13 protein-coding genes are annotated in these 22,746 nt (G+C 57.9%); all 13 read left to right on the top strand.

Annotated elements, in window-relative coordinates:
* Nucleotides 1–79: 79 nt before the first annotated feature.
* Complete coding sequence (locus BLT47_RS00805; RefSeq protein WP_074660863.1) at nucleotides 80–2,041, top strand: phospho-sugar mutase; 1,962 nt, start codon at nucleotides 80–82, stop codon at nucleotides 2,039–2,041.
* Between the two features lie 86 nt (nucleotides 2,042–2,127).
* Nucleotides 2,128–3,204, top strand: coding sequence for a BMP family lipoprotein (locus BLT47_RS00800; RefSeq protein WP_049618780.1), 1,077 nt, complete (start codon nucleotides 2,128–2,130; stop codon nucleotides 3,202–3,204).
* A gap of 484 nt (nucleotides 3,205–3,688) precedes the next feature.
* On the top strand, nucleotides 3,689–5,209 hold the full coding sequence (locus BLT47_RS00795; RefSeq protein ID WP_049618779.1) for an ABC transporter ATP-binding protein: 1,521 nt from the start codon (nucleotides 3,689–3,691) through the stop codon (nucleotides 5,207–5,209).
* Nucleotides 5,206–6,762 (top strand): ABC transporter permease, encoded by a 1,557-nt coding sequence (locus BLT47_RS00790; protein ID WP_074660707.1) that lies wholly within the window; start codon nucleotides 5,206–5,208, stop codon nucleotides 6,760–6,762. Before BLT47_RS00795 ends, BLT47_RS00790 begins: the two co-directional genes overlap by 4 nt.
* 3 nt (nucleotides 6,763–6,765) lie before the next feature.
* Nucleotides 6,766–8,064: an ABC transporter permease gene (locus tag BLT47_RS00785; RefSeq protein WP_256332485.1), complete on the top strand. Its 1,299-nt coding sequence runs from the start codon at nucleotides 6,766–6,768 to the stop codon at nucleotides 8,062–8,064.
* Nucleotides 8,065–8,270: 206 nt separating this feature from the next.
* A complete protein-coding gene (locus tag BLT47_RS00780; protein ID WP_074660702.1) occupies nucleotides 8,271–8,705 on the top strand; it encodes a cytidine deaminase in 435 nt (144 codons plus the stop codon).
* Between the two features lie 968 nt (nucleotides 8,706–9,673).
* Nucleotides 9,674–12,766 carry a CshA/CshB family fibrillar adhesin-related protein gene (locus BLT47_RS00770; RefSeq protein WP_074660696.1) on the top strand — a complete coding sequence of 1,031 codons (3,093 nt, stop codon included), beginning with the start codon at nucleotides 9,674–9,676 and terminating at the stop codon, nucleotides 12,764–12,766.
* Between the two features lie 195 nt (nucleotides 12,767–12,961).
* Nucleotides 12,962–14,491, top strand: coding sequence for a SpaH/EbpB family LPXTG-anchored major pilin (locus BLT47_RS00765; RefSeq protein WP_176764462.1), 1,530 nt, complete (start codon nucleotides 12,962–12,964; stop codon nucleotides 14,489–14,491).
* A 377-nt stretch (nucleotides 14,492–14,868) separates the two neighbouring features.
* Complete coding sequence (locus BLT47_RS00760) at nucleotides 14,869–15,912, top strand: class C sortase (RefSeq protein WP_074660861.1); 1,044 nt, start codon at nucleotides 14,869–14,871, stop codon at nucleotides 15,910–15,912.
* 215 nt (nucleotides 15,913–16,127) lie between these two features.
* Entirely contained in the window at nucleotides 16,128–17,924 is a 1,797-nt protein-coding gene (locus BLT47_RS00755) for a bifunctional folylpolyglutamate synthase/dihydrofolate synthase (RefSeq protein ID WP_231583019.1), read from the top strand.
* A gap of 115 nt (nucleotides 17,925–18,039) precedes the next feature.
* Nucleotides 18,040–18,453: a nucleoside-diphosphate kinase gene (gene ndk / locus BLT47_RS00750; protein ID WP_049618772.1), complete on the top strand. Its 414-nt coding sequence runs from the start codon at nucleotides 18,040–18,042 to the stop codon at nucleotides 18,451–18,453.
* On the top strand, nucleotides 18,419–18,610 hold the full coding sequence (locus BLT47_RS09240) for a hypothetical protein (RefSeq protein WP_176764457.1): 192 nt from the start codon (nucleotides 18,419–18,421) through the stop codon (nucleotides 18,608–18,610). Before ndk ends, BLT47_RS09240 begins: the two co-directional genes overlap by 35 nt.
* A 179-nt stretch (nucleotides 18,611–18,789) precedes the next feature.
* On the top strand, nucleotides 18,790–22,650 hold the full coding sequence (locus tag BLT47_RS00745; RefSeq protein WP_083329974.1) for a chromosome segregation SMC family protein: 3,861 nt from the start codon (nucleotides 18,790–18,792) through the stop codon (nucleotides 22,648–22,650).
* The last annotated feature ends 96 nt before the right edge of the window (nucleotides 22,651–22,746 follow it).

The following is a 22,746-nucleotide window of genomic DNA, read 5'->3' as shown; positions in this document are numbered from 1 at the left end:
AATGCGCGAAGATGCCGCAACCGAAACAACTCCCGTAACGCCAGATAGCGCCGATGTAACGCCAGATAGCGCCGATGTAATGCCAGATGGGGCGGATATAACGCCAGATTTGGCGGAGGTTATTGCGCGGGCGCGGGAGTGGGCGCTTCATGATCCGGATCCGGTGACGCGGGCGGAGTTAGAAGCGGTTTTGGCGCGGGCCGAAACTGATGCGGCCGCGGCGCAGGAGTTGCGGGAGGCTTTTGCGGGGCCTTTGCATTTTGGTACGGCTGGTTTGCGGGGCCGTATGGGCTTTGGCGAGTCGCGGATGAATCGTGCCGTGGTTATTAGGGCAACGGCGGGTTTGATGGCATGGCTGAAAGAGCGGGTGCGGGAGCCCATTGTAGTGGTGGGTTGTGATGCGCGGCATGGCTCAGCTGATTTTGCACGGGCAGCGGTGCAGGTAATTTCGGCGGCTGGTGGGCGAGCTTTGGCTTTGCCGGAGCGGTTGCCGACGCCGGTTACGGCTTACGCGGTCAAAAAGCTGGGAGCCGATGCGGGCGTGATGGTGACTGCTTCGCATAATCCGGCTCAGGATAACGGTTACAAGGTCTATTTGGGCGGGCGAGTAGCTGGCGGTCCGGGTGCGGGTGTGCAGATTGTGCCTCCGGTTGATACCGAGATTGCGGATTTGATTGCGGCGGCTCCGCCGGCCGATGAGGTTGCGCAGGATCGGGAACGGGTGAGCGCCGTTGATGTGGTGGCCGACTATGTTGCCGAAACCGCGGAATTAGTACGTGCCATGGTTAGCGCGGGCACGGCTAGCCCCGGGACGGCCGGCGCGAGCTGTGCTGATTCGGGGAGTGCTGATGTGAGTGCGGCCGGCTCCGGCGCGGATGGCCCGCACGTTGCCGGCGCGCAAACAACGAACGCGGCTGAAAATAGCACCGGTGCGGATGTACCGGGTGCGGATTTGCGGATCGTGTTGACACCGATGCACGGGGTTGGAGCCCGGGTAGCACTGGAGGTTTTGCGAGCGTCCGGATTTGCGCATGTGCATGTAGTGCCGGAGCAGGTTGAGCCGGATCCGGATTTCCCGACGGTGGCTTTCCCGAATCCGGAGGAGCAAGGGGCACTGGATTTGGCTATTGCCCTGGCCCGAGAAGAGTCTGCAGATATTGTGCTGGCTTTGGACCCGGATGCGGATCGGTGTTCTGCCGCAGTGCCCTGGGGCAGTGCGGGCCAGTGGCGGCAGTTGTCTGGTGATGAGATTGGCGCCCTGTTGGGTAACTGGATTGCCAGCAAAACCACTCCGGCCGCCCCCGCACAAACCGCGGAATTGGTGGAACAGGTGGCTGGTCCGGGTAAACAGATGGCTGGGCCGGGTACAGCCCTGCGGGCACAAACCGCGGAATTGGTGAGCTCGCGGCGAGTGTTGGCGAACTCGATTGTCTCGAGCCGGTTATTGGCTGAGATCGCGCGTAAGCACGGTTTGGATTATGCGGTGACGCTTACTGGTTTCAAATGGATTGCCCGAGTGCCCGATTTGCTTTTTGGCTACGAGGAGGCGATTGGTTTTTGCGTAAATCCGGGGGCAGTTGCCGATAAAGATGGTGTGAGTGCGTGTGCGCTGCTTGCCCGCATTGCGGCGGATTTGAAAGCCCAGGGTAGTAGCGTGCAGGCCTATTTGGATGAGATTGCGCGTGAGTATGGGTTGTATGCCACCGCGCCTTTGACCTTCCGGGTTGCTGATTTGTCCTTGATTAGCAAGGGTATGCAGCAGCTTCGTGCTAATCCGCCGCGGCAGTTGGTTGGCTCACCGGTCACTGTTTTTGCGGATCTAGCGGAAGGGTATGGAGAGGTTCCACCTACCGATGGGATCCTCATGCTTACCGAGGCGAATGACAGAGTAGTTGTTCGCCCCTCTGGCACAGAGCCGAAGCTCAAGTGCTATTTAGAAGTGGTATTTGCCCCATCACAGGAAATACCGCGCGAGGAAGCCGCAAAACGCTTGGACGTTCTTAAAAGAGACGTTGCCAATGCCTGCGGATTTTCGCTATGAAAGGAATAATCGCTGTACCTTTGTATGTGTCGCAGTAGCGGCAACGGGACAAACGGACACGATATTACGTACGAAGGAGTACCCGAATGAAAAAGAGCAAAATAGCGGCACTGCTTTCCGTGGCAGCAATGGTGCTAACCGCTTGTGGTGGGGGCGGCGCCAAAGGCAGTGGTGACGCCAGCGCAAGTGGTGAAACGGCAAAGAGCGATTACACCGCGTGTCTAGTTTCCGATGAAGGCGGATGGGACGATAAGTCCTTCAACCAATCTGCCTACGAAGGCCTCAAACAGGCAGAAAAAGATTTCGGAATCTCCATAAAGACTTCGGAATCAAAGGATTCCTCTGACTATGCGCCAAACGTGGAACAGATGACGAACGGTGGCTGCAACCTAATAATTGGGGTGGGCTACTCCCTGAACGACGCGATTACTAACGCTGCCAATCAGAACCCAGATATCCACTACGGCATCGTTGACGATATGCTCACGAAAACCGGGGATAACGCGCGTTCCCTCGTTTTCAACACCCAGGAAGCTGCCTACTTGGCCGGGTATGCGGCGGCCGCATACACAAAGACCGGAACCTTGGGTACTTTCGGTGGCGCAAAACTTCCTACCGTCACCATCTTTATGGATGGGTTCGTGGATGGCGTAGCCAAGTACAACCAGGATAAGGGCACGAACGTTAAGGTGATTGGCTGGGATAAGGAGAAGCAGGAAGGTCTGTTTACCAACGATTTCTCCGATCAAGCCAAGGGTACCCAGTTCGCCCAACAGCTCATGAACCAGGGCGCGGACATCATCATGCCGGTAGCTGGCCCGGTGGGCCTGGGTGCGGCAGCTGCGGCACGGTCAGCCGGTAACACGCTCATCGTGGGTGTGGATTCGGATTGGCACACTTCCACCGAGTACGGCGATATCGTCCTTACTTCCGTCATGAAGGAAATCGGTAGTTCGGTCCACAAGACCGTGGAAGACGGCATGGGCGGCAAGCTTGATAAGGCGCCATACGTGGGCACTTTGGCCAATAAGGGCGTGGGTATAGCTGATTTCTACGGCCGCGAACTTCCAGCTGGTCTGCAAGATGAGCTTACCCAGCTCACGAAGGATATTTCGGACGGAAAGATCAAGGTCACCTCGCCTTCCGCTTACGAAGTAAAGTAACGACGCCGTAGCCGGGGCTACACGCGGCCTCGACTAGGGGAGTGGGCCGGGCCGGTGGGTATGCCGGTACTGGGATGCGCTTCGGCCCGGCCCTACGGCGTCGTCGGGAAACCGCAGCGCGCGTTTGAAACCGCGTCCAAGTCGGTTCGTGCCAAAAACGCGCCCGGACCCGCATCGGGCCCCACCTGGAACCCTTAACAGGTTCTCACCGGGGCCCCTCACCGGGAAGCTGCATTAGGGTCCCACTGGGAACCCTCGTCGGGAAGCTGCATTAGGGTCCCACTGGGAACCCTCGTCGGGAAGCTGCATTAGGGTCCCACTGGGAACCCTCGTCGGGAAGCCGCATTAGGGTCCCACTGGGAACCCTCATCGGGAAGCTGCATCAGGGTCCCACTGGAACCCTCACCGGGGCTTCTCACCGGGAGTCCTCCCGGTCTACGGCTCCGGCATTGCGTGACATGAAACAGAAGAAAGGTGAGCATTCGTGAAGCTAGAACTACGGGGCATTACGAAAAAATTCGGCTCGCTTATTGCCAATGACCATATTGATTTGACGGTGGAGCCAGGCCAGATCCATGCCCTCCTAGGTGAAAATGGCGCCGGGAAATCCACGCTAATGAATGTCCTTTATGGCTTATATAAGCCGGATGCAGGGCAGATTCTGCTCGATGGGGAAGAACAGAATTTCAGTTCCGCGGGCGACGCGGTAGCGGCCGGGATTGGCATGGTGCACCAGCATTTCATGCTGGTCCCGGTTTTTACTGTCGCGGAATCTGTGGCCCTCGGCTATGAGCCGATGGGAAAAGCCGGTTTGATTAGCTTCAAGCAGGCCGCGCGGCAGGTGCGCGAGCTGTCCGCAAAATTTGGCTACGATATCGACCCCAATGCCAAGATCGAAGATCTGCCGGTGGGGGTGCAACAGCGCGTGGAAATTCTCAAAGCACTGTCCCGGAAAGCGGAAATTTTGGTGCTTGACGAACCCACTGCGGTGTTAACGCCGAAAGAAACCGACGAGTTGATGGAGATTATGCGTCAGCTCGCAGCCGGTGGAACGTCGATTATTTTCATTACTCACAAGCTGCGAGAAGTGCAGGAAGTGGCCGATAAGATCACGGTTATCCGCCGTGGGAAAGTGGTGGGGGAAGCCTCGCCAACTTCCACGCAGGCAGAACTTGCCACCATGATGGTAGGCCGCCCGGTAATTCTCAACATTGACAAGAAGCCGGCCGAACCGAAAGAAGGCGGCCTGGAGGTTTCCGATGTGTCGCTCCTTGCGGATGACGGTTCGGTAGCGCTCGATCACGTGAGCTTCAACGTGCGGCCCGGGGAAATCCTCGGTATTGCCGGCGTGCAAGGCAATGGCCAAACAGAATTAGCAGAAGTTCTGCTCGGTTCTCGCAAACCGGACGAAGGCACCGTGAGCGTGGACGGGCGCAATGTGGGCGGGGAATCGGTGCGCCGGCGCCTGGATTCCGGGCTCGGCTATATTCCCGAAGATCGCCTCGCGGATGGCATGATCGGCAGTTTCTCGGTGGCAGAGAACATGGTGCTCAGTAAGTACCGGGTAGCTCCCTATTCACGGGGGCCGGTGCTAAGGCGCGACGTCGTTATCGAACACGCCAAGCAACTTGCCGAACAGTATGATGTGCGGCTGTCTTCGGTCAACGACCCCATCTCCACGCTTTCGGGCGGGAACCAACAAAAAGTTGTGGTAGCCCGCGAACTATCACAGGATTTGGAACTTTTAGTTGCCAATCAGCCCACGCGCGGGGTAGACGTAGGCTCCGTGGAATTTATTCACAGGCGTATCGTTTCGGCGCGGGATGCGGGCGTGCCCGTGGTCCTTATTTCCTCGGAATTAGACGAAATCTATTCGCTGGCAGACCGGATCGCCGTGTTTTACCGGGGGCGGGTTATCGGCATCGTGCCCCCGGATACTCCGCGCCAGGAGCTGGGTCTAATGATGGCTGGTTTTTCTAAGGAACAGGAAGGGGAAAGCGAATGAGGGACACACCATCCGCGAAAGTACCAACCCCGGCCACGGAAGTAGCGTCAGGAGCGGCCGCCGGGACGACGCCGGCAGCCGCGCCCGGAAGCGCCGGGGCGACGCCGGCAACGGCGCCTAAAGTTGCCGGTACAGCGCCGGCAGCGGCGCCTAAAGTTGCCGGTACAGCGCCGGCAGCGGCGCCTAGAGCCACCGGCGGAGTGTCGCGCTTGCGGGCAATATTCCACGTTATTAGCCGCTCCGGAGTACTGGTATTCATCCTGGCTTTCGTAATCGCCCTCCTTATCGGTGCGGTACTGATTGCGATTTCAGGTTCTAACCCGCTGGAAGCATACGGGGCGATGTTCCGCGGCGCGATTTTCAATCCGCAAGCGGTTTCGGTGGCCCGTATGTTCCAGCCTTTGGCAACCACAATTAGTTCCGCGGTTCCGCTTATTTTGGCGGGCCTGGGTTTGGCACTGGGCTTCCGGGCCGGGCTTTTCAATATCGGTGGTCAAGGTCAGCTGATCTTCGGGGCGATTGCTGCTGCCTGGGTCGGTTTCGCCGTAGATCTGCCAAGTGGCATGCACGTTTTGGTGGCCTTGATTGCGGGCATACTTGGCGGGGCAGCATACGGGTTTATTCCCGGTATCTTGAAAGCTAAAACCGGGGCATCCGAAGTGATTATGACGATCATGCTCAATTCGGTTGCTGCTCTCTTCTTGGCCTTTATTCTCACGAAGCCGTATTGGCAGGTTGGTAATAACCAGCCCCGCAGCCCGCTTCTGGCCGATTCGGCACGGTTCCCAATTATTATTGGGCCGCCGTTCAATGTTGATATAGCGATGCTCGTGGCCGTGCTAGCCGCTGTTTTTGTGTGGTGGTATTTGGAACGGTCTACTTGGGGATTCGAACTGCGTGCGATAGGTGGTAACCCGACGGCCGCCGCCTCAGCGGGGATTTCCATTAGTAAGGTCACGGCCTTAACACTGACTCTTTCTGGTGCCCTGTGCGGGACGGCCGGTGCGATCCAAGTCCAATCAAATATTGGATACCTGGATGGCGGGGTTCCCGGGTCTATTGGTATTGATGCTATTACCGTGGCACTTTTGGGCCGTTCCCGGCCGCTCGGTACTTTCTTCGCCGGGCTATTGTTTGGTGCTTTCAAAGCTGGCGGGCGGCTTATGCAGATTGAAACGGGGGTGCCGATTGACTTCGTGTTGGTGATCCAGTCGGTTATCGTTTTGCTCCTCGCAGCTCCGGCACTGATCCGCTGGATCTTCCGCCTTCCCGAACCGGACCACCTGACCTTGCGGCAGCTGGTCGCCGGGCAGGGAGAAAAGAAGGCGCTAGCAACCGTGCAGCCCGCGGGTACAAGCAAGCCTGCGGGTACAAGCAATCCTGCGGGTACAAGCAAGCCCGCGGGTACAAGCAAGCCCGCGGGTACAAGCAAGCCCGCGGCCACCGCTAAGCACATTGATATGGCCGCGGGCAAAGCCGAGCCCGGCGAAGCTGAAACCGCGAAGCACGCCGACTCCCAGTCAGCTTCGGGCACGTCACAGAAGGGGGCATAGGAAATGAGTACAAGTACCATGACGCAAGCGCCTGAGATTAGCCCGGTCGGCCACGAAGTAGTGAAACGCCGGGGCTGGAAGCTTCCAATTACTTACGGCATTGCGACTCTGCTTTTGCTGTACTTTACACTCCGCGCAGAAGGCGTAGCCACGTACCGTTTGGCGGCCTCAGATAATGACCGTATCCAGATTCCGGATTTTTCTTTGAATTCGGCCACGGTCTGCCTGGTGCTTACGCTTCTGAGTGCGGCAATGTGTGCCTACTCTATTTATCGCACGCTTAAGCATCGCCCCTCTGGAGCTTTGCCCGCGGTGGTGGTGGGGCTGAGCGTAGTGCTCGGCTTCCTCACCTGGTACGGAGGTGGATCGGTAGGCACGATTACGATTACGGCCCTGCTTGCCTCTGCCCTCGCTTTGTCTACGCCGCTAATTTTCGGCTCGCTTTCGGGCGTCGTTGCGGAACGCGTAGGCGTGGTCAATATTGCGATTGAAGGCCAGTTGCTAATCGGAGCCTTCTGCGGCGTCGTCGTAGCAACTTTGACCAATAGCCCGTGGATCGGTTTACTGGCCGCGGGCCTAGGCGGGATGCTGGTGGGCGTACTGCTCGCCTTCTTCGCCATTCAGTACAATATTGATCAGATTATTATCGGCGTGGTGCTCAATGCCTTGGTGTTGGGGTTGACCACGTTCTTCTTCTCCACCACGCTTTCGGAACGGCCCCAGGAACTAAATTCAGCTGCCGTTAATATGCAGAATCTGAAGATTCCTATAGTGAGCGATATTCCGATCATCGGACCGGTGCTCTTCAACCAGACCCCACTCGTTTACATCATGTATGCGGTGGTTATTCTGTTGACGATCTACCTGTTCCGTTCGCGTTGGGGTCTGCGTTTGCGGGCGGTGGGAGAGCACCCGCACGCGGCAGACACGGTTGGTATTGACGTACGGAAAACGCGGTGGAAGGGCGTGCTACTTTCCGGCGCAATTGCCGGTTTCGGGGGTGCGTACTTCACGATCGGGGCTTCGGTTGGGCATTCCTTTACGCAGAATATGTCTGCCGGAAACGGATATATTGCCTTGGCCGCCATGATTTTGGGTAAATGGCATCCGGTGGGTGCGGCCGCAGCTGCGCTCATGTTTGGTCTTGCCAATGCGATTTCGATTCTCTTGCCGACGCTCGAGCTGCAGGCGCCTTCGTCTCTGATTTCCATGATTCCTTACCTGGTGACGATCTTCGCTGTGGCAGGGTTCGTGGGCAGGTCGCGGCCGCCAGCTTCGGAGAACGTGCCGTACTTCAAGTAACGGTTGTGGTAGTTGGTACGTGCAGCACAGGCGCGCAAGTTGCTGGTTGCTGGGCGTACCGGGAAAACGGCCCGGGGTAGCAGTGGTTGCATTGTTGCCCCGGGCGGTTTGGTAAATAGACGATGCCGACGCCGCAGGCACAGGCGCCCGGGCCGGCATAACGGAGAATGCCGTTTCGGCAAAACTAAGGTTGATGGAGGTAAACAATGGTACCGGCAGTAAATTCGCCCGAGGTGGGTGCGGAAGTTTGGGAAAAGCTCCATGCGGAAGCAGTGGAGGCAATGCGAACTGCTTATTGTCCATATTCAGGTTTTCCGGTGGGCGCGGCCGCCTTGGCTACTGACGGGCGGATTTATACCGGCGCGAACGTGGAGAATGCTTCCTATCCGTGCGGGCTATGTGCAGAATGCGGGCTGGTTTCCAGCCTCGTGCGGGCCGGCGGCGGCAGGCTAGTAGCTTTTACCTGCGTAGACGGAAGGGAGCGGGCAACGGTGCCCTGCGGGCGGTGCCGGCAATTGCTACACGAACATGGCGGGCCGGAAATGCTCCTAAAACTGCCCGGTGGTATCGCGCCCCTGAAAGAAATCCTCCCGCAAGCCTTCGGTCCTAGTGACCTCCTGGATTTCCCCAACCGGCACTAGTAGGCCCCGCCGCAATAATCTTCCCGGTGGACTAATTCCGCGAAATTGGACAGTGGAACTAATTCCGCGAAATTGGACAATCGGTGGGCGCAACATAAAACGCGGAATTTGTAAATAGTGGGTGCTACTAATTCCGCGGAATCGGTCAGTCGGTAGGGGAACGCAAATCGCGGAATTGGTGAGTGCGAGAGTTGTTTACCAAGTCGCGGCAGGATTTTTGGGCAGCGCAAAACAAACGCCCGAAAAACTCTCGCCATTAATCAAGTGTTCAAACACACGCGTCTGTGCGTCCATTAATTGTGTGAAAAATATTTTACGAATCTGCAGGTCAAGGCCTAGTTTTGGCGCTAGAGAACGGTGTTAGTATGAAAGCCGTTTACAGCGATCACCTGTTTTCCTGTGGTTTCCTGCGGTTTACAGGGTAGGGCACAGCATAGGGCGCGGCCGGTTGGGTGCTAAATAAAAAATCCTTGGCTTGCGGCCCTGCGAGGAAAACGCGAAAACTGTGCGGTGCCGGAGTCACGCCCGGCGGCGCAGTCAGTTCGGTAGATCCGAGCGGTTCGGTAGATCCGAGTCCACGAAATCCGCCAGAACCGCGGGAACGGGAACCCGAACCGCGGGAACGGGAACCCGAACCGCGGGAAGCGGTCCGCATACGGACGGTGGTTGCTGAAGCGCAAAACTGTCTTGGCCGACCGGTTGAGGCAGAATCTCGCCTCACCCGGGAGAATCTGATGAACCATGGTCAAATATCGCGCGGGCACCGCAATGCATCTTGCCGAAGTGCACGATGCCGAGCACGCCATGCCTTCGCGGTAAGCCCGCACCAGCCGGCCGTTTTCTTTGGCCGGGTCGCAAGCTGGCACGCGGGCGAATCCTCTACTCAGGCTGCTAGCCGGCACGCGAGCAGGAAAGCTCGCCGGCGTAAAGGCCTCGCACTCACCGCCTGCCTTTCCATATTGCTAAGCATGGCCAACTTTTTCGTTACCCCGGCCATGCCCCAGGCACACGCCGAATTCGCGGAAAGTGGCCAAAGCCCGTACCGCGGCATGATTGACTGGGTCGATTGGGACTCCGCGGTAGACGGAATTAAAAACGAGGGCGGCACTACAATTCCCGCTTCGGCGTTCCCGCTTAAGCAAGAAAGCCGCACCCAAATTGGCGACGGCGTCCTTGTCACCACCTGCGTTGTGAATGGCGGTTATGCGGATCGAGCTACGTGGCGGTCGAACAGCATCGAAGCGTATCGTCCCGGTTGGAATTACAACGGTGTCCCAAGGCCTAATGATCGCGGCTACCAAGGCGATGCTTTCGACCATTTCTACGGCAAAGAGCGAGTAACCGATAACGGCATTGTTGACAACCGCGGTTTAGCGGCTGGTATCGGCGGGAATGCCGGCTATCGGCGCTTCGATATTTCTTGCTCCACGCGGATGGAACGTCCCGGAATGGCACCGGTGGAAGTGCCGATCAAAGGAATGGTTTTCGCCAATGCGGAAACCATCGACAATGTTGAAGCCATAGGCATCGTTCCGGCGGTACAACCGGGTAAAGATCTCTCGTGGCGCCTGCTTGAGAGCAGCAATATGTGTTCGGCGTCGAATCGCCAGTACGTACATCGCGGCAATCTTTACAGCGATGTTTTCGATATGTACAGCGGGGCACTCAGTTCGCCGGTGGACAATAACGGCGGTCTCCACCCGAATGCAAAACGAAATCGGCGCTTCTACTACAGCGAACAAAATATTATTACGAAGAAACCCGCAACCCCGCCAATTCCGAATGTAACGCCAGAATTCTCTAACAGCCTTCGCACAGACGACGCCGTTATGCTCAGCTCTCCGAATGAAAACTGCTGGGTCCAGCGGAATCGTTCCAACTACAATGCCGGCAACTCCATTAATCCGCGCAACACTTTCGACTATCGCGATGAAACCGGGCACAACCGGCCCGAATCAGACTTTTATGGTCCCTTTACTACGCTGTATGCCGATAACGCATATGGCGCGGAGGTCATGTTCCAGAACAACGGGGGAAATGACATCGCTATCGGCGTCGTACTTGGGCTAGATATGGGGGACGCGCCGCAAAGCTACTCGAATGCGGCGGCGCTCAACCAACCCGATATTACGGGCGGGGAGATTCCGTGGGGCGAAGTCCACGATGCGCTTGAGCTTGAGAAAGCGCGCCTCGCTCCGGTTGCAGAACCGCGTTTTGGGGATAACGTCGATATCGATACCGCCGATTATGCACACGCGCGCGGCTCTTGGTACACCACGCGCGGAGATGACGATATTTCTTCTACCGGTGCTGTTGACGATGAGGATGGGATTACTGAACCCTTGCTCGTCTACGCGCGCCCCGATACGGCCTACCGGAAAGCGGTTACTTGTACCGGCGAGGACGCAAATGTAGCTGCCTGGCTGGATTGGAACGGCAACGGAACTTTCGAAGAGAAAGAAAAAACGACCACAACCTGTAATGGTGGCGAAGCGGACCTGGATTGGTACGTTACTGGAGATATGGTCGATACTTCACGGCCGCCCGGGATGTATCCCAGTGCTTTACGCATGATTATTTCGACCGACGCCCAGCCTTTGCGCTACAACGGGATGACCCGCGACGGCGAGGTGGAAGACCATGCCGTTACCCTGGTAGTTCCGGGCGTGACCGTACAGAAGGCCATTGTTGATCAAAACGGAAAACCCGTGCAGGCACCGCCGGGCACGCTCGCGGATTGGCAGTTCACTCCAACCCAGAACGGTCCGAGCCTTCCTGCCGGCGATCCAGAAGCGGGCAATATTGCCTCCGCGCCGCAGGCTACGAACGCGGATGGCACTATTACTTGGCCTTTGCAGTTCAAGCCAGGAAATCCGAAGAACCCGATAGAACTCGGTAGTACGATCACGGGTTTTGTACCTGCCGATCCGATTACTTTTACGGAAACACAAAAACCGGGTTTCCGGTTCTACGACGATGGGTCTGGGGCATCATGTACGGCGCCCACTCAGCCCGCTAATGAGCGGTGGCAACCCGGGCATCACCGAGATACTTATGCTTGGTCAGATCCGCAGGTTTCTACGCAGCCGGCGCCGAACGGGTTCACACTTAGCGGGGCCGATCCGGGAACCGTGCTCAACTGTACGGTAACCAACCAGCCGCTGGGGCAGATCAGCGTCAAACCAAGTATTGATAGTTCTGGTTTGCCGCCGGAACAAGCGGGCGGGTTCACGCCGGATCCGGGCCTGCAATTTAATGGCGAATACAGTTGTGTGCCACCCGAATTCGATCCGGCTGGTCAGCAGCCAATCACGGGTACTTGGGGTCCGGTTGCCGCGGGAGAAACGTGGACTTCCGATCCGAGGAAGGACCGCATTCCGGTGGGTTCTACCTGCACGGTTACCCAAACTGGGGTGCAGAGTACGACGCCGGACAACTCGGCCGCGCATCCAATGGCCGGATCATCAAAGTACCGCTGGGATGAAACGCAACAGCCTGGCCCGGTAGTGGCGGCAAATGCGCAGGTATCTGGGGACGCCGTGCCAGTTGCTGAGGTAAAGAACCCGGTGTCTGCGCTGGCCGCTGCGGATCTGATTTTCCGGAAGACGGATGCGCAGCAGCGGCCGCTGGGCGGGGCCGAGTTTTCGTTGCAGGGCGGGCCGGGGCCGGCAGGTGCAACGGATGAGGTGGATTTGATTATCACCGATGCAACGAGCGCGGAAGAGGCTGCGGACGGCCCGGATGTGGATGCCACGGAGGGCGGCTTCCGGGTGAGCGGGTTGCCATTGGGCACTTACACGCTGACGGAAACGCAGGCTCCGGGTGGTTTTGCAAAGCTCAAGGATCCGATCACGTTTGAGATTACGGACGCTGATGTGGATGCGGGCAAGAACTTGGGTGATGTGGTCAATGAGCGGGTTTCGGCGAGCGGCTTACCGGGCTTGCCGATTACCGGCGGGACGGCTGCATCGCTCTTCATCCTGGGCGGCGTGGCAATTGTGGCGCTGGCTGGGATAGCCGGACTGGTGGCGTTGCGACGCCGGCAGGCGGGAGCTCAGTAAGTACGAGGATTGGGCACTAATCGGAAGGAAATATTGAGGCAGAGGATTCCACGCGAGCAGGGCTACGGCCTTCGCCGTGAGACTACTGCATCTAATAAGGCAGAGATTCCACGCGGGCGGGGCTACGGCGTCGTCGGAGGAACACTCTGAGGAATCGTAATAACCGGAAACGAAAACTATTCGTAAGGAATGAATATGTCGAGGAAAACGAAAAGCTTCCGCGCGCGGATGGCGGCGCTCGCTGCGGGCGTGCTCACCGTCTCTTTCGCGGGCGGGATTGCCGGAATGGCGGCGCTCGCTCCGGCCGCTCACGCAGAATCGGGCAATATCAACCCGGACGCCAAGGGTTCGATCACGATCCACAAGTTCGCTAACCCGGATCTGGGTAAGGCGGGCGATGGTACGGAGCTAAAGGACGGCGAAAAGCCCACGACGGAGCCGATTAGCGACGTCACCTTTACTTATGCGAAAGTAAAAAACATCGACCTTTCGACCAATGTCGGCTGGACTTCGGCCCAGTCGTTGACGGTCGACGCTAACGGAAAGATCACGGGCAAAGGACCAGCTAGCCCGAAGACTCCGGAGTCTCTGGTAGAGATGGAATTCACGACCGAGGAAGCAGTTGATTTCCCGGCGACGGACAAAGAAGGAAAGGCTACTAAGGCCGAGTTGCCAATCGGTGTTTACCTGGTAACGGAAAAGTCGGCTCCGAAGAATGTGACCGCGAAGAGTGCTCCGTTCTTGGTGACGATCCCGTCCCCGAATAAGGCGGCTCAAAACGGCTGGCTTTATGACGTCCATGTGTATCCGAAGAATACCGTGCTCAATCCCGATGACCTGCCAGTCAAGAAGGTTCTCGACCAAGACAAGGTGCATTTCCCGGGGGATGAGGTTGCATGGCAGATCACCCAGAAGGTGCCGGCTCTCGGTACTACTGAGAAACTATCCACCTTCAAGGTAATCGACGACCTTCCGGAAGGCGTTAATGCCGTTACTGAAGATAAGGTCACGGTAGAGGTATTGGGAACCGATAACCAAAAGGTAGACGTTACGCCGCAGATTTCAATTGAGGCCTCGACCAACACGGTTACGGTTGACTTTGCGAATGTTTTGGACCAACTGAAGTCCGGATATACCGTGAATGTGACTATTCGTGCTACTGTTGCCGATTCCTTGAACGGGCCACTGACCAACCAGTCGCAGACCGTGATCAACAATGAGACGTATAAGTCGTCCAACCCAGGTAAGCCTGGTACTGAAGAACCGACTACGGTTGACTTTTCGACTCTGACCATCAAGAAGGTCAATGGTCAAAACCTGACCCTCGATGGTGCCACCTTCTCTATCCAGCCGGCTGTGAAGGACGGATCGGGACCGGATGAGAAATTTGATCCCGTAGAGATAACTACCGCTGAAGGTGGGGTAGCAACCCAAAATCTTGCGGTAGGCAAGTACTGGGTGAAAGAAATCAAGGCTCCGGTTGGCTACGAAATTGATAAAAAGTGGGCTGATGGGCAGCTTGTCAATGTCGTGGCGGATGCGAATACCAACGTACAGACGATCACCAACCTCACCGCTGGTGATGCTGGTAGCAAGCTTCCCGGCTTGCCGCTGACCGGTGCACAGGGCGCGCTGATCCTCGCCGTCGTGGGTGTGGTGCTTATCGGCCTGGGTGTTTGGGCCGGCGTGGCTTCGGTACGCCGCCGCAAGGCCGAACAAGAGTAAACCCTAGTTAGCTAGGTCGCCATTTATTCCCCCGCATCTTTCTCCGCTTGGGTTTTTCCTGCGGGGTAGGTGCGGGGGAATATTTGCCGGCTTCCATTTTCCATTTGGTTCTCGCTTTCCGCATTTCACTTGCCACATCTCGCTTTCCGCATTTCACTTGATTCCACCTGTCACATTTCGCGTTCCATGACCACTTCGCTTCAAAACCCGCGAAAGAAGACCAAAAACCCGAGAAAGAAGGTGCGTCCAGGATGTCAGATAATCCGCCCGCAAAAATTCCTGAAACAGCGCCCGAACCCACACCGCGGCCGGGTGCCGGCGGTACGAAAAGCTTTACTCACCCAGGTCCCGAGGCCAATACGCCAGTAGCATCGGGGGTGCCTGCACAGTCGGCGCTACCTGCACAGGAAAAAGCTTCGAAAGTGGCTGCCGTAGCGCCGGCTCATAAATCTCGCACTCGTCTTGGTGCTTATCTTCTGCCTGCAGTTGCCGCGATCCTAGCGCTCGTCGGTGTTACTGTTTTCCTTTATCCACAGGCTGCACAGTGGGTGAATCAGTATCGCCAGGCCAAGCTGGTTGATGCCTATAACGCCTTGGCGATCGCGGCTGACCCACCCGCAAATGAGCAGATTGCGCGCGCCGAAGAATATAACCAAGCTTTGCGGGGCGGGGGAATGGTCGATATTGCCGGTCACGTACCGACCCTGAACGAGACGCAGGCCAGTATTAAAACTCCGGAAGAATATGGCGTACTTCCCTATGAGGAACAACTAAAAGTACAAAGCGACGGTTTGATGGGGCGGATCAAGGTACCCGCGGCCGACGTCGACCTACCTATTTACCACGGAACTTCGGATGCGACCCTGCTCCGCGGTGCCGGCCACCTGCAAGGTACCGCGTTGCCGGTGGGCGGGGAAGGTACCCGCACGGTGATCACGGCACATCGCGGACTGGCAGAACAGGCTATGTTCACGCACTTGGACCGCGTGGAAAAAGGTGACGAGTTTTCGATCGAAGTTTTTGATGAAGTGCTGGTCTACCGCGTGGTGGATATTCAAGTTGTGGAACCAGAAGATGTAGAGAGCATTAGGGCTGATCCAAATCGCGATCTGGCGACGCTCATCACGTGCACTCCGTTAGGTATTAATACGCAAAGAATTGTGGTTACCGGGGAACGGGTGCTTCCCACCCCGAGCGACGCCGTGGCCGGTGCTCCGAGCGATCTACCGCACTTTCCATGGTGGATCGTATGGTGGTTGCTTGCGTTTGTATGCTGTTGCGTTTTCTATTTCTATGCGGCGCCGCGTCGCAAAAAGAACGCAAAACGGAAACCGGCAGCGCACCTAAGCCCGGCCAGCGGGACGGGTCGGGCCGGTGGGACAGGTCGGGCCGGTGCGATGGGTCAGGCTGGCGGCGCATAGTATGGCCGGCGGCGCATAGGTGCTAGCGGAGAGTAGCAGGCAAGCGGCACAGCGGAAACCGGCGGCACATAGCTGAAACCTCTAGCGCGAAATTGCCTGCCCTGCCCAGCACAGTGATGAGCTAACACTTCGGGCACAGTGATGAGCTAACACTTCGCCAGCACAGTGATGAGCTAACACTTCGAGGTGAAGTGATTTCGGGGTAGCCTTGGGCGGTGTCTGCACAGGAGGATTGGATGAAGAAGAACGATGGTTCGTCTTTTGGCGTGAGTGGCGCGAACCCAGGAAGCGCTGCGAACCCGGTGAACAGTGCGAACCCGGGAAGCGGTGTGAACCCGGGGAACAGTGTGAACTCGGGGAATAGTGTGAACCCGGGAAGCAGCGTGAACCGGGAAAGTAGCGCGAACCCGGAAAAAGCCGCGATAGAAAATGCCGAAATTCGTAAGATCATAGAATTCAATGCCCTTGATGACGCGGAGCAAGAACGTGCAGCTGCCGGAGAGGCGGAAAACGCAGAGGAAGCGGAGCTGAGTGAAGCTTTGCAGATCCTCTTGGGATCGGAATTAATCGCCGGGCCGGATCCGAGCGTCGTCGAAGACGTGAAGGCACAACCCGAACCTGAAACGGGACCGCTCGCGGACCTTGCGGCAACCGCAGCTTTGGATGCCGAGGTGGACGCAATCTATCAGCAGATTCTTACGCGCGCGCCGGAACATAAGGTGCAACCGAGTTTGCAACGCGTGCGGGACTGCTTGGATATGATGGGTAATCCTCAAAACTCGTACCGGAGCGTGCACGTCACCGGTACGAACGGGAAAACCTCCACGGCACGGATGATTGAAGCACTACTACGCGAAATGGGTCTGCATACTGGGCGTTTTACTTCCCCACATTTGGAGAACGTACGGGAGCGGATTTCAATTAATGGCGCCGCAATTTCGCGGGAAGATTTCATTCAGGCGTGGGAAGATGTGGCGCCTTTCGTGGAGCTCGTGGATAAACAGAGTGTGGAGGCAGGCGGGCCGCGGATGAGCTTCTTCGAGGTGTTCGTGGTAATGGCATACCAGGCATTTGCGTATGCGCCCGTGGACGTGGCCGTAGTAGAGGTCGGCATGGGCGGGGAATGGGACGCCACGAATGTTATCGATTCTTCGGTAGCAGTATTGACGCCGATTGCTTTGGACCACCAACGGTGGTTGGGAGCTTCGGTGGAAGAAATTGCACATGAGAAGGTTGGGATTATTAAACCGGGAGCGGCGGTTATTAGTGCGACGCAAACCCCTTCGGTGCTCGATATTATTGCGGATAAAACTCGTGCGCAGCACGGTCGTTTGGAAGTTTATGGCCGCGATCTGGAAGTACTGAACCGGGAAACCGCAGTTGGCGGGCAACTGATTTCTATTCGTACCCCGGCCGCTACTTACGAAGATATTCCGCTGGCTTTGCGCGGAGATTTCCAGGCGGAAAATGCGGCTTTAGCTTTGGGAGCGGTGGAAGCTTTCCGCGATGGTGGCGCGCTTTCTGGGGACGTAGTGGAACACGCTTTTATGGCAGTTTCTTCACCCGGCCGCTTGGAAGTGGTGCGCTCTTCTCCCACGGTTGTGGTAGATGCTGCGCACAACCCGGCCGGGGCAGAAGCTACCGCCCGGGCGCTCGCGGAATACTATCCGGGCCGGCGCGTTGGCGTGATCGCCATGATGGCAGACAAAGACGTAGAAGGCACGCTCGGTTTCTTTGAACCAATTTTCGAATCGGTAGTAGTTACCGATATGCCGACCACGCGGGCTATGGACGCAGACGATCTGGCAGAAATTGCGCGCGATGTTTTCGGAGAAGACCGCGTGAGCGTAGAACGCAATCTGATGAACGCCATCGATACGGCGGCCGGCCTCGCTGAAGAAGACAACCCGGAGCCGATGATCACGCCGGTGGTTGTAGTAACCGGTTCGATTGAACTGGTTGGCGAAGCCCGGCGGCTCATGGGTAAAAAAGCCCCTGACGGCGCCGAATAACTAATTCCGCGCTTTGTGTGCGGCTGGCATAACGGGCGGAAGAGTACACATTGGTGCAGATACCCACGTAGCGGACTTGTGTGCACAGCCGGCAAATTCATGGGAGGATCGCCTCATGACCGAACGGGTATTTATAATCGTGAAACCGGATGCCCTGGAGCGCGGGCTTTTGGGTGAAATTTTGGGCCGGATTGAAAAGAAGGGCTTTGCTTTCGAAAAGCTCGAGCTGACGAACCTGGATAAGGAACGGCTGGGACAGCATTATTCCCACATTACGGATAAGCCTTTCTACCCGGATGTAGAAAGCTACATGACGTCTGGGCCAGTCGTGATTGGCGTTGTGACCGGGCATGGAGTGGTAGCGGCGGTACGGCAAATTGTGGGTGCCACCGATCCGCTCGAAGCACAGCCGGGCACCATCCGCGGCGATTTCGGCCGGTCCTGGGAAGACGGAAATATGCGTAACCTTATTCACGCGTCGGATTCCCCGGAAAATGCGGAAAGGGAAATTTCCATCTGGTTCGCATAAACGCGGAAAAGACAAATCAATAATCAGGCTGGGTGCGGGCGCCATGCTCGTACCCAGTTTTTGTTGCCAGCAGGCCGCAGCCGGCAGCATGGCACAAACCGCGGAATTGGTTTCGGGAAGCGGCGCGGCCGCTCCGCACGAAACCCGTAACTACTAATTCCGCGAAAACTGCCCCACACAAACCGCGGAATTAGCCCCGAGGTCCGAGAACCGGGCCCAACACAAACCGCGGAATTGGTGCTGGCGGCCGGTACCGCGGCTCGCCATTGGGTGGCGTCCGGGCTTGCGCGGGCGGCATCGATTATCCTTGATGCCGTGCATTTGAAGTCGTTGGTCATGCGTGGATTTAAATCCTTTGCTACTTCGACGACGATGCGTTTCGAACCCGGAATCAACGCAATAGTTGGGCCCAATGGTTCCGGAAAGTCTAACGTCGTCGATGCTCTCGCTTGGGTTATGGGCGAACAGGGAGCCAAATCCCTGCGCGGCGGGCAAATGTCGGATGTTATTTTTGCCGGCACCGCAAAGCGTCCTGCCCTCGGCCGCGCCGAAGTGTCACTTACTATCGATAACTCAGACGGTGCTTTGCCGATTGACTACGTGGAAGTGACAATCACGCGGCGGCTTTTCCGTAATGGTGGTTCCGAATACGAAATCAACGGTTCCCCAGCCCGCCTCCTCGACATCCAAGAACTGCTTTCCGATACCGGTATGGGCCGGGAAATGCACGTCATTATCGGCCAAGGCCGGCTCGACCAAGTGCTCACCGCCACCCCGGAAGAACGCCGCGGCATTATTGAAGAAGCAGCCGGGGTACTCAAACACCGGCGGCGCAAAGAACGCGCCTTACGCAAACTCGAAGGCATGAAAGAGTCTTTCACCCGGGTAGAAGATCTCAGTGCGGAACTGCGCCGCCAGCTCGGACCTTTGGCCAAACAAGCCGAAGCTGCGCGCCGCGCCCAAGTTATTCAAGCCACGGAAAGGGATGCCCGTGCGCGCCTATTAGCTGACGACGCCGCCCAACAGGCCGCGCGCATGCAAGCCGATACGGTGAGCGAGGCCGAAATACGCGAATTACGCGCAGAAAACAAGCAAGAAACCGCGCGGGTGCGCGAAGAAGTCGCCGCCGCCGAAGCCGCGGTCGCAAAAGCCGCTCCAACTGTTGCTCAGTTCACGCGCCAGTGGCAGCAGGTGAGCTCCCTGGAAGAAAGATCGCGTTCCTTAGTGCAACTAGCGCAAGAACGGCAACGTTCCCTACGCGCGGCTACGGGTAGCGCAGAGCGCGGCGAAAACCCGGAAGATATACGGGCGCGTGCCCGCAAAGCTCGTGCGGAAGAAGAAGAGCTGAGCGCCCAAGCAACCGCCGCCCAAGACGTTCTCAATGCGGCGATTAGCCAGCGTGAAGAAGCCGAAAGTAAAGAACGGGAAGCCGATAGCGCCTACGCGGCTGTCAACCGGCAGATTGCCGACCAACGAGAAAACGCGGCCCGCCTGGCCGGCCAGCTCAATACGGCCCGCACTCGCCTGGAAGTACTTACCAGCGAAAAAACGCGCGTAACTGCGGAACAGGAAGCCGCCGCGCAGCGTGCCCGCGCGGCCCAAAAAGCGGTCGCGGAAGCAGAAGCGGCCCTCGCCGGAACTAATTCCGCGGAAACTGACAATTCCCTCCAGCAAGCGCACGAGGCCGCCGCGCAGCGCCTCGCCAGTGCCAAAGCAGCAGAAGACAGCGCCCGTACCACTTTGAATCAGGCCCGCGAACGGTTAGCTTCCGCGCGCGCCACAGCTGAAACCCTCGCGCAGTCTTTGGCACCCGCAGATGCCACGGCTTGGGCCTTGCCCCATGCTCGTGGGCTCGCCCGTGAATCTGTGACCGCGCTTCCCGGGTGGGAGGCAGCAGCCGAAGCAGCGTTGGGTGGCGCGGCTAGCGGCGTCGTCGTAAATACTCTCGCCGACGCCGTAGACCTGCTGCGGAAAGCTCACGCCGAAAAAGCAGGCCACCTAGACATCACTATTGCGGCCGTGCCGGGAGCACCCGAAAACAGTTCCGCAGATGTTCCCGAAAACGCCTCCGCAAAAGATCCCGCTGACGCCGCCGCATCCACGGCAGCCGCCGCTGGCACCCCCGCATCCGCCGCCGCATCCACGGCAGCCGCCGCTGGCGCCCACACATCCGTTCCTGAAAACGTTCTGGATCAAGCCCTCGAAGCGGCATTTACGGCAACTGCCAGCACAATTGACACCGAAGCCGCGATTCGGGCGCGTGACGCTTTGCAGTTTTCGGGTCCGGCCGCTGCGGCTTTGCGCGCACAATTAGCCGGCACGGCGCTCGCGGCGGATTTGGTGACGGCTCGAAAACTTGTGGAAGCTGGCGCTCCGCGCGTGGTCACGGCGGCTGGCGAGATCTTGGAGGCGGCGCATGTGCGGGGCGGACAGGGGAGCGGGGCGGCGGTTTTGGCTCGGCAGGCCCGCTACGAAGAGGCCCGGCAGGAAGTAACCGAAACCGAGACTGTGGTGGAAACCGCTACGCAAGAGCTTGCGCGGGCACGGGAAGAAACCGCTTCCCGGCAGGCAATACATACCGAAACGGGTGAGCAACTGGCTTCGCGTGATTCTTTCGTCGCCGCCAAAACCGCGGAATTGGGAGCCTTGCGGCAAACCCTGGCGGCCGCGCAGGCAGAAGAAAACCGCGCCGTGGCGCGTTTGGAAGCTTTGGCGCAAGACATTGCCAAACAAAGCGACCGGGTATCCGAGCTAGAAAACCGCGTGGCCACTCAACAAAATGCCGACGCCGTTGAGCTTCCACCCGGTATCGAACTTACGGTTTTCGGCGCGGGCGCGGTTGCGTCTGCTAGCGCGGAGGCATCCGGAACCCCTAGCTCACAGGCGCCCGGAACTTCGCATTCTTCGCCCTCGCAAGTTCCGCAAACTCCGGAAGCGTTGCTAGCACAACTGGAAACCGTAAAACAAGCAGCGGCGCAGGCGGCACGGCTGGCACGGCAACAGGAAACGGAAGCGCGTCTTGCGGTACGTACGAAGGAAGAACGTTACCGGGCGATTATGGGCCGGGCCGATGCCTTGGACCGGAGTGCCCAGGCGGCGGAGGAACGCATCGAGCGAGAAGCGCGCGCGGCGCAACGGCGGGCGGCCGCGGAAAAATCGGCAGCGCAGGTCGAACTGTGGGCGCGGCAAGCACTTTCTCATGCTGCGGCCTTGGTGGCCAATATCGACCAGCAACGCCAGCGGGCGGAAAAGGAACGGGAGGAACTGGACGCCGCGCTCACGGCCTTGCGTTCCCGGCTCGATTCTCTCAATTCTCGCGGGCGGGAGCTTGATGATGCGAGCCATCAACGGGAACTAGCCGCATCTCAACAGCGTTTGCGCTACGAGCAGCTGGGGGAAAAGTCAGCGTCGGAGCTGGGTATGCCACTGGAAACTTTGGTGGCGGAATACGGCCCGCATATGCCGGTTCCCACCGCCGAGGGTGAGGTTCCTTATGTGCGTGAAGAGCAAGAGAAGCGGCTGGCGAAGGCACAACGGCAACTGGCGCGCTTGGGTAAAATTAATCCCCTAGCTTTGGAGGAACATGCTGCTTTGGCGGAACGCCAACAATACTTGGCAGACCAATTAGCGGACTTACGAAAAACCCGGGCGGATTTGCTGGAAATCGTCAAGGATGTGGATACACGCGTAGAGACGATTATGACTTCCGCGATTGCCGATGTTTCTGCCCGCTTCGTGGAAGTATTCGAAAAACTGTTCCCGGGTGGTGAAGGGCGGCTTGTCCAAACCGCGCCGGAGGACGTGCTGACCACGGGAATCGAAATTGAGGCGCGCCCGCCCGGTAAACGTGTGCGGCGGCTATCTTTGCTTTCCGGTGGGGAAAGGTCGCTGACGGCGATTGCCTTCCTAGTGGCGATTTTTATGGCCCGGCCATCCCCGTTCTATGTGATGGATGAGGTGGAAGCGGCGCTCGACGATGTTAATCTTTCCCGCCTCCTGCAGATTTTCTCCATGTTGAAAGAAAACTCGCAGCTGCTGGTTATTACCCACCAAAAACGTACGATGGAAATCGCCGATACGATTTACGGCATTTCGATGCGCGAGGATGGGGTGTCTACCGTTGTCTCGCAACGCCTCGCGGAAGTGCTACCGGAATCCACGTCTGAAGAGAATGCCACCGCCGAAAACCAGCCGTAAACAATTCTCAAACTTCAGATTTCCAATTCGTAACTTTATTCAGCGGTACCTGGCTTGTTCGTTATTAGCGAGCCGCGAAGGGGTGTGCAACCCGGG

This window comes from Actinobaculum suis, assembly GCF_900102025.1.
GTDB classification, from domain to species: Bacteria; Actinomycetota; Actinomycetes; order Actinomycetales; family Actinomycetaceae; genus Actinobaculum; species Actinobaculum suis.
Note: the sequence above shows the minus strand (reverse complement) of the source record. Positions and strands in the feature narration are given on the sequence as shown.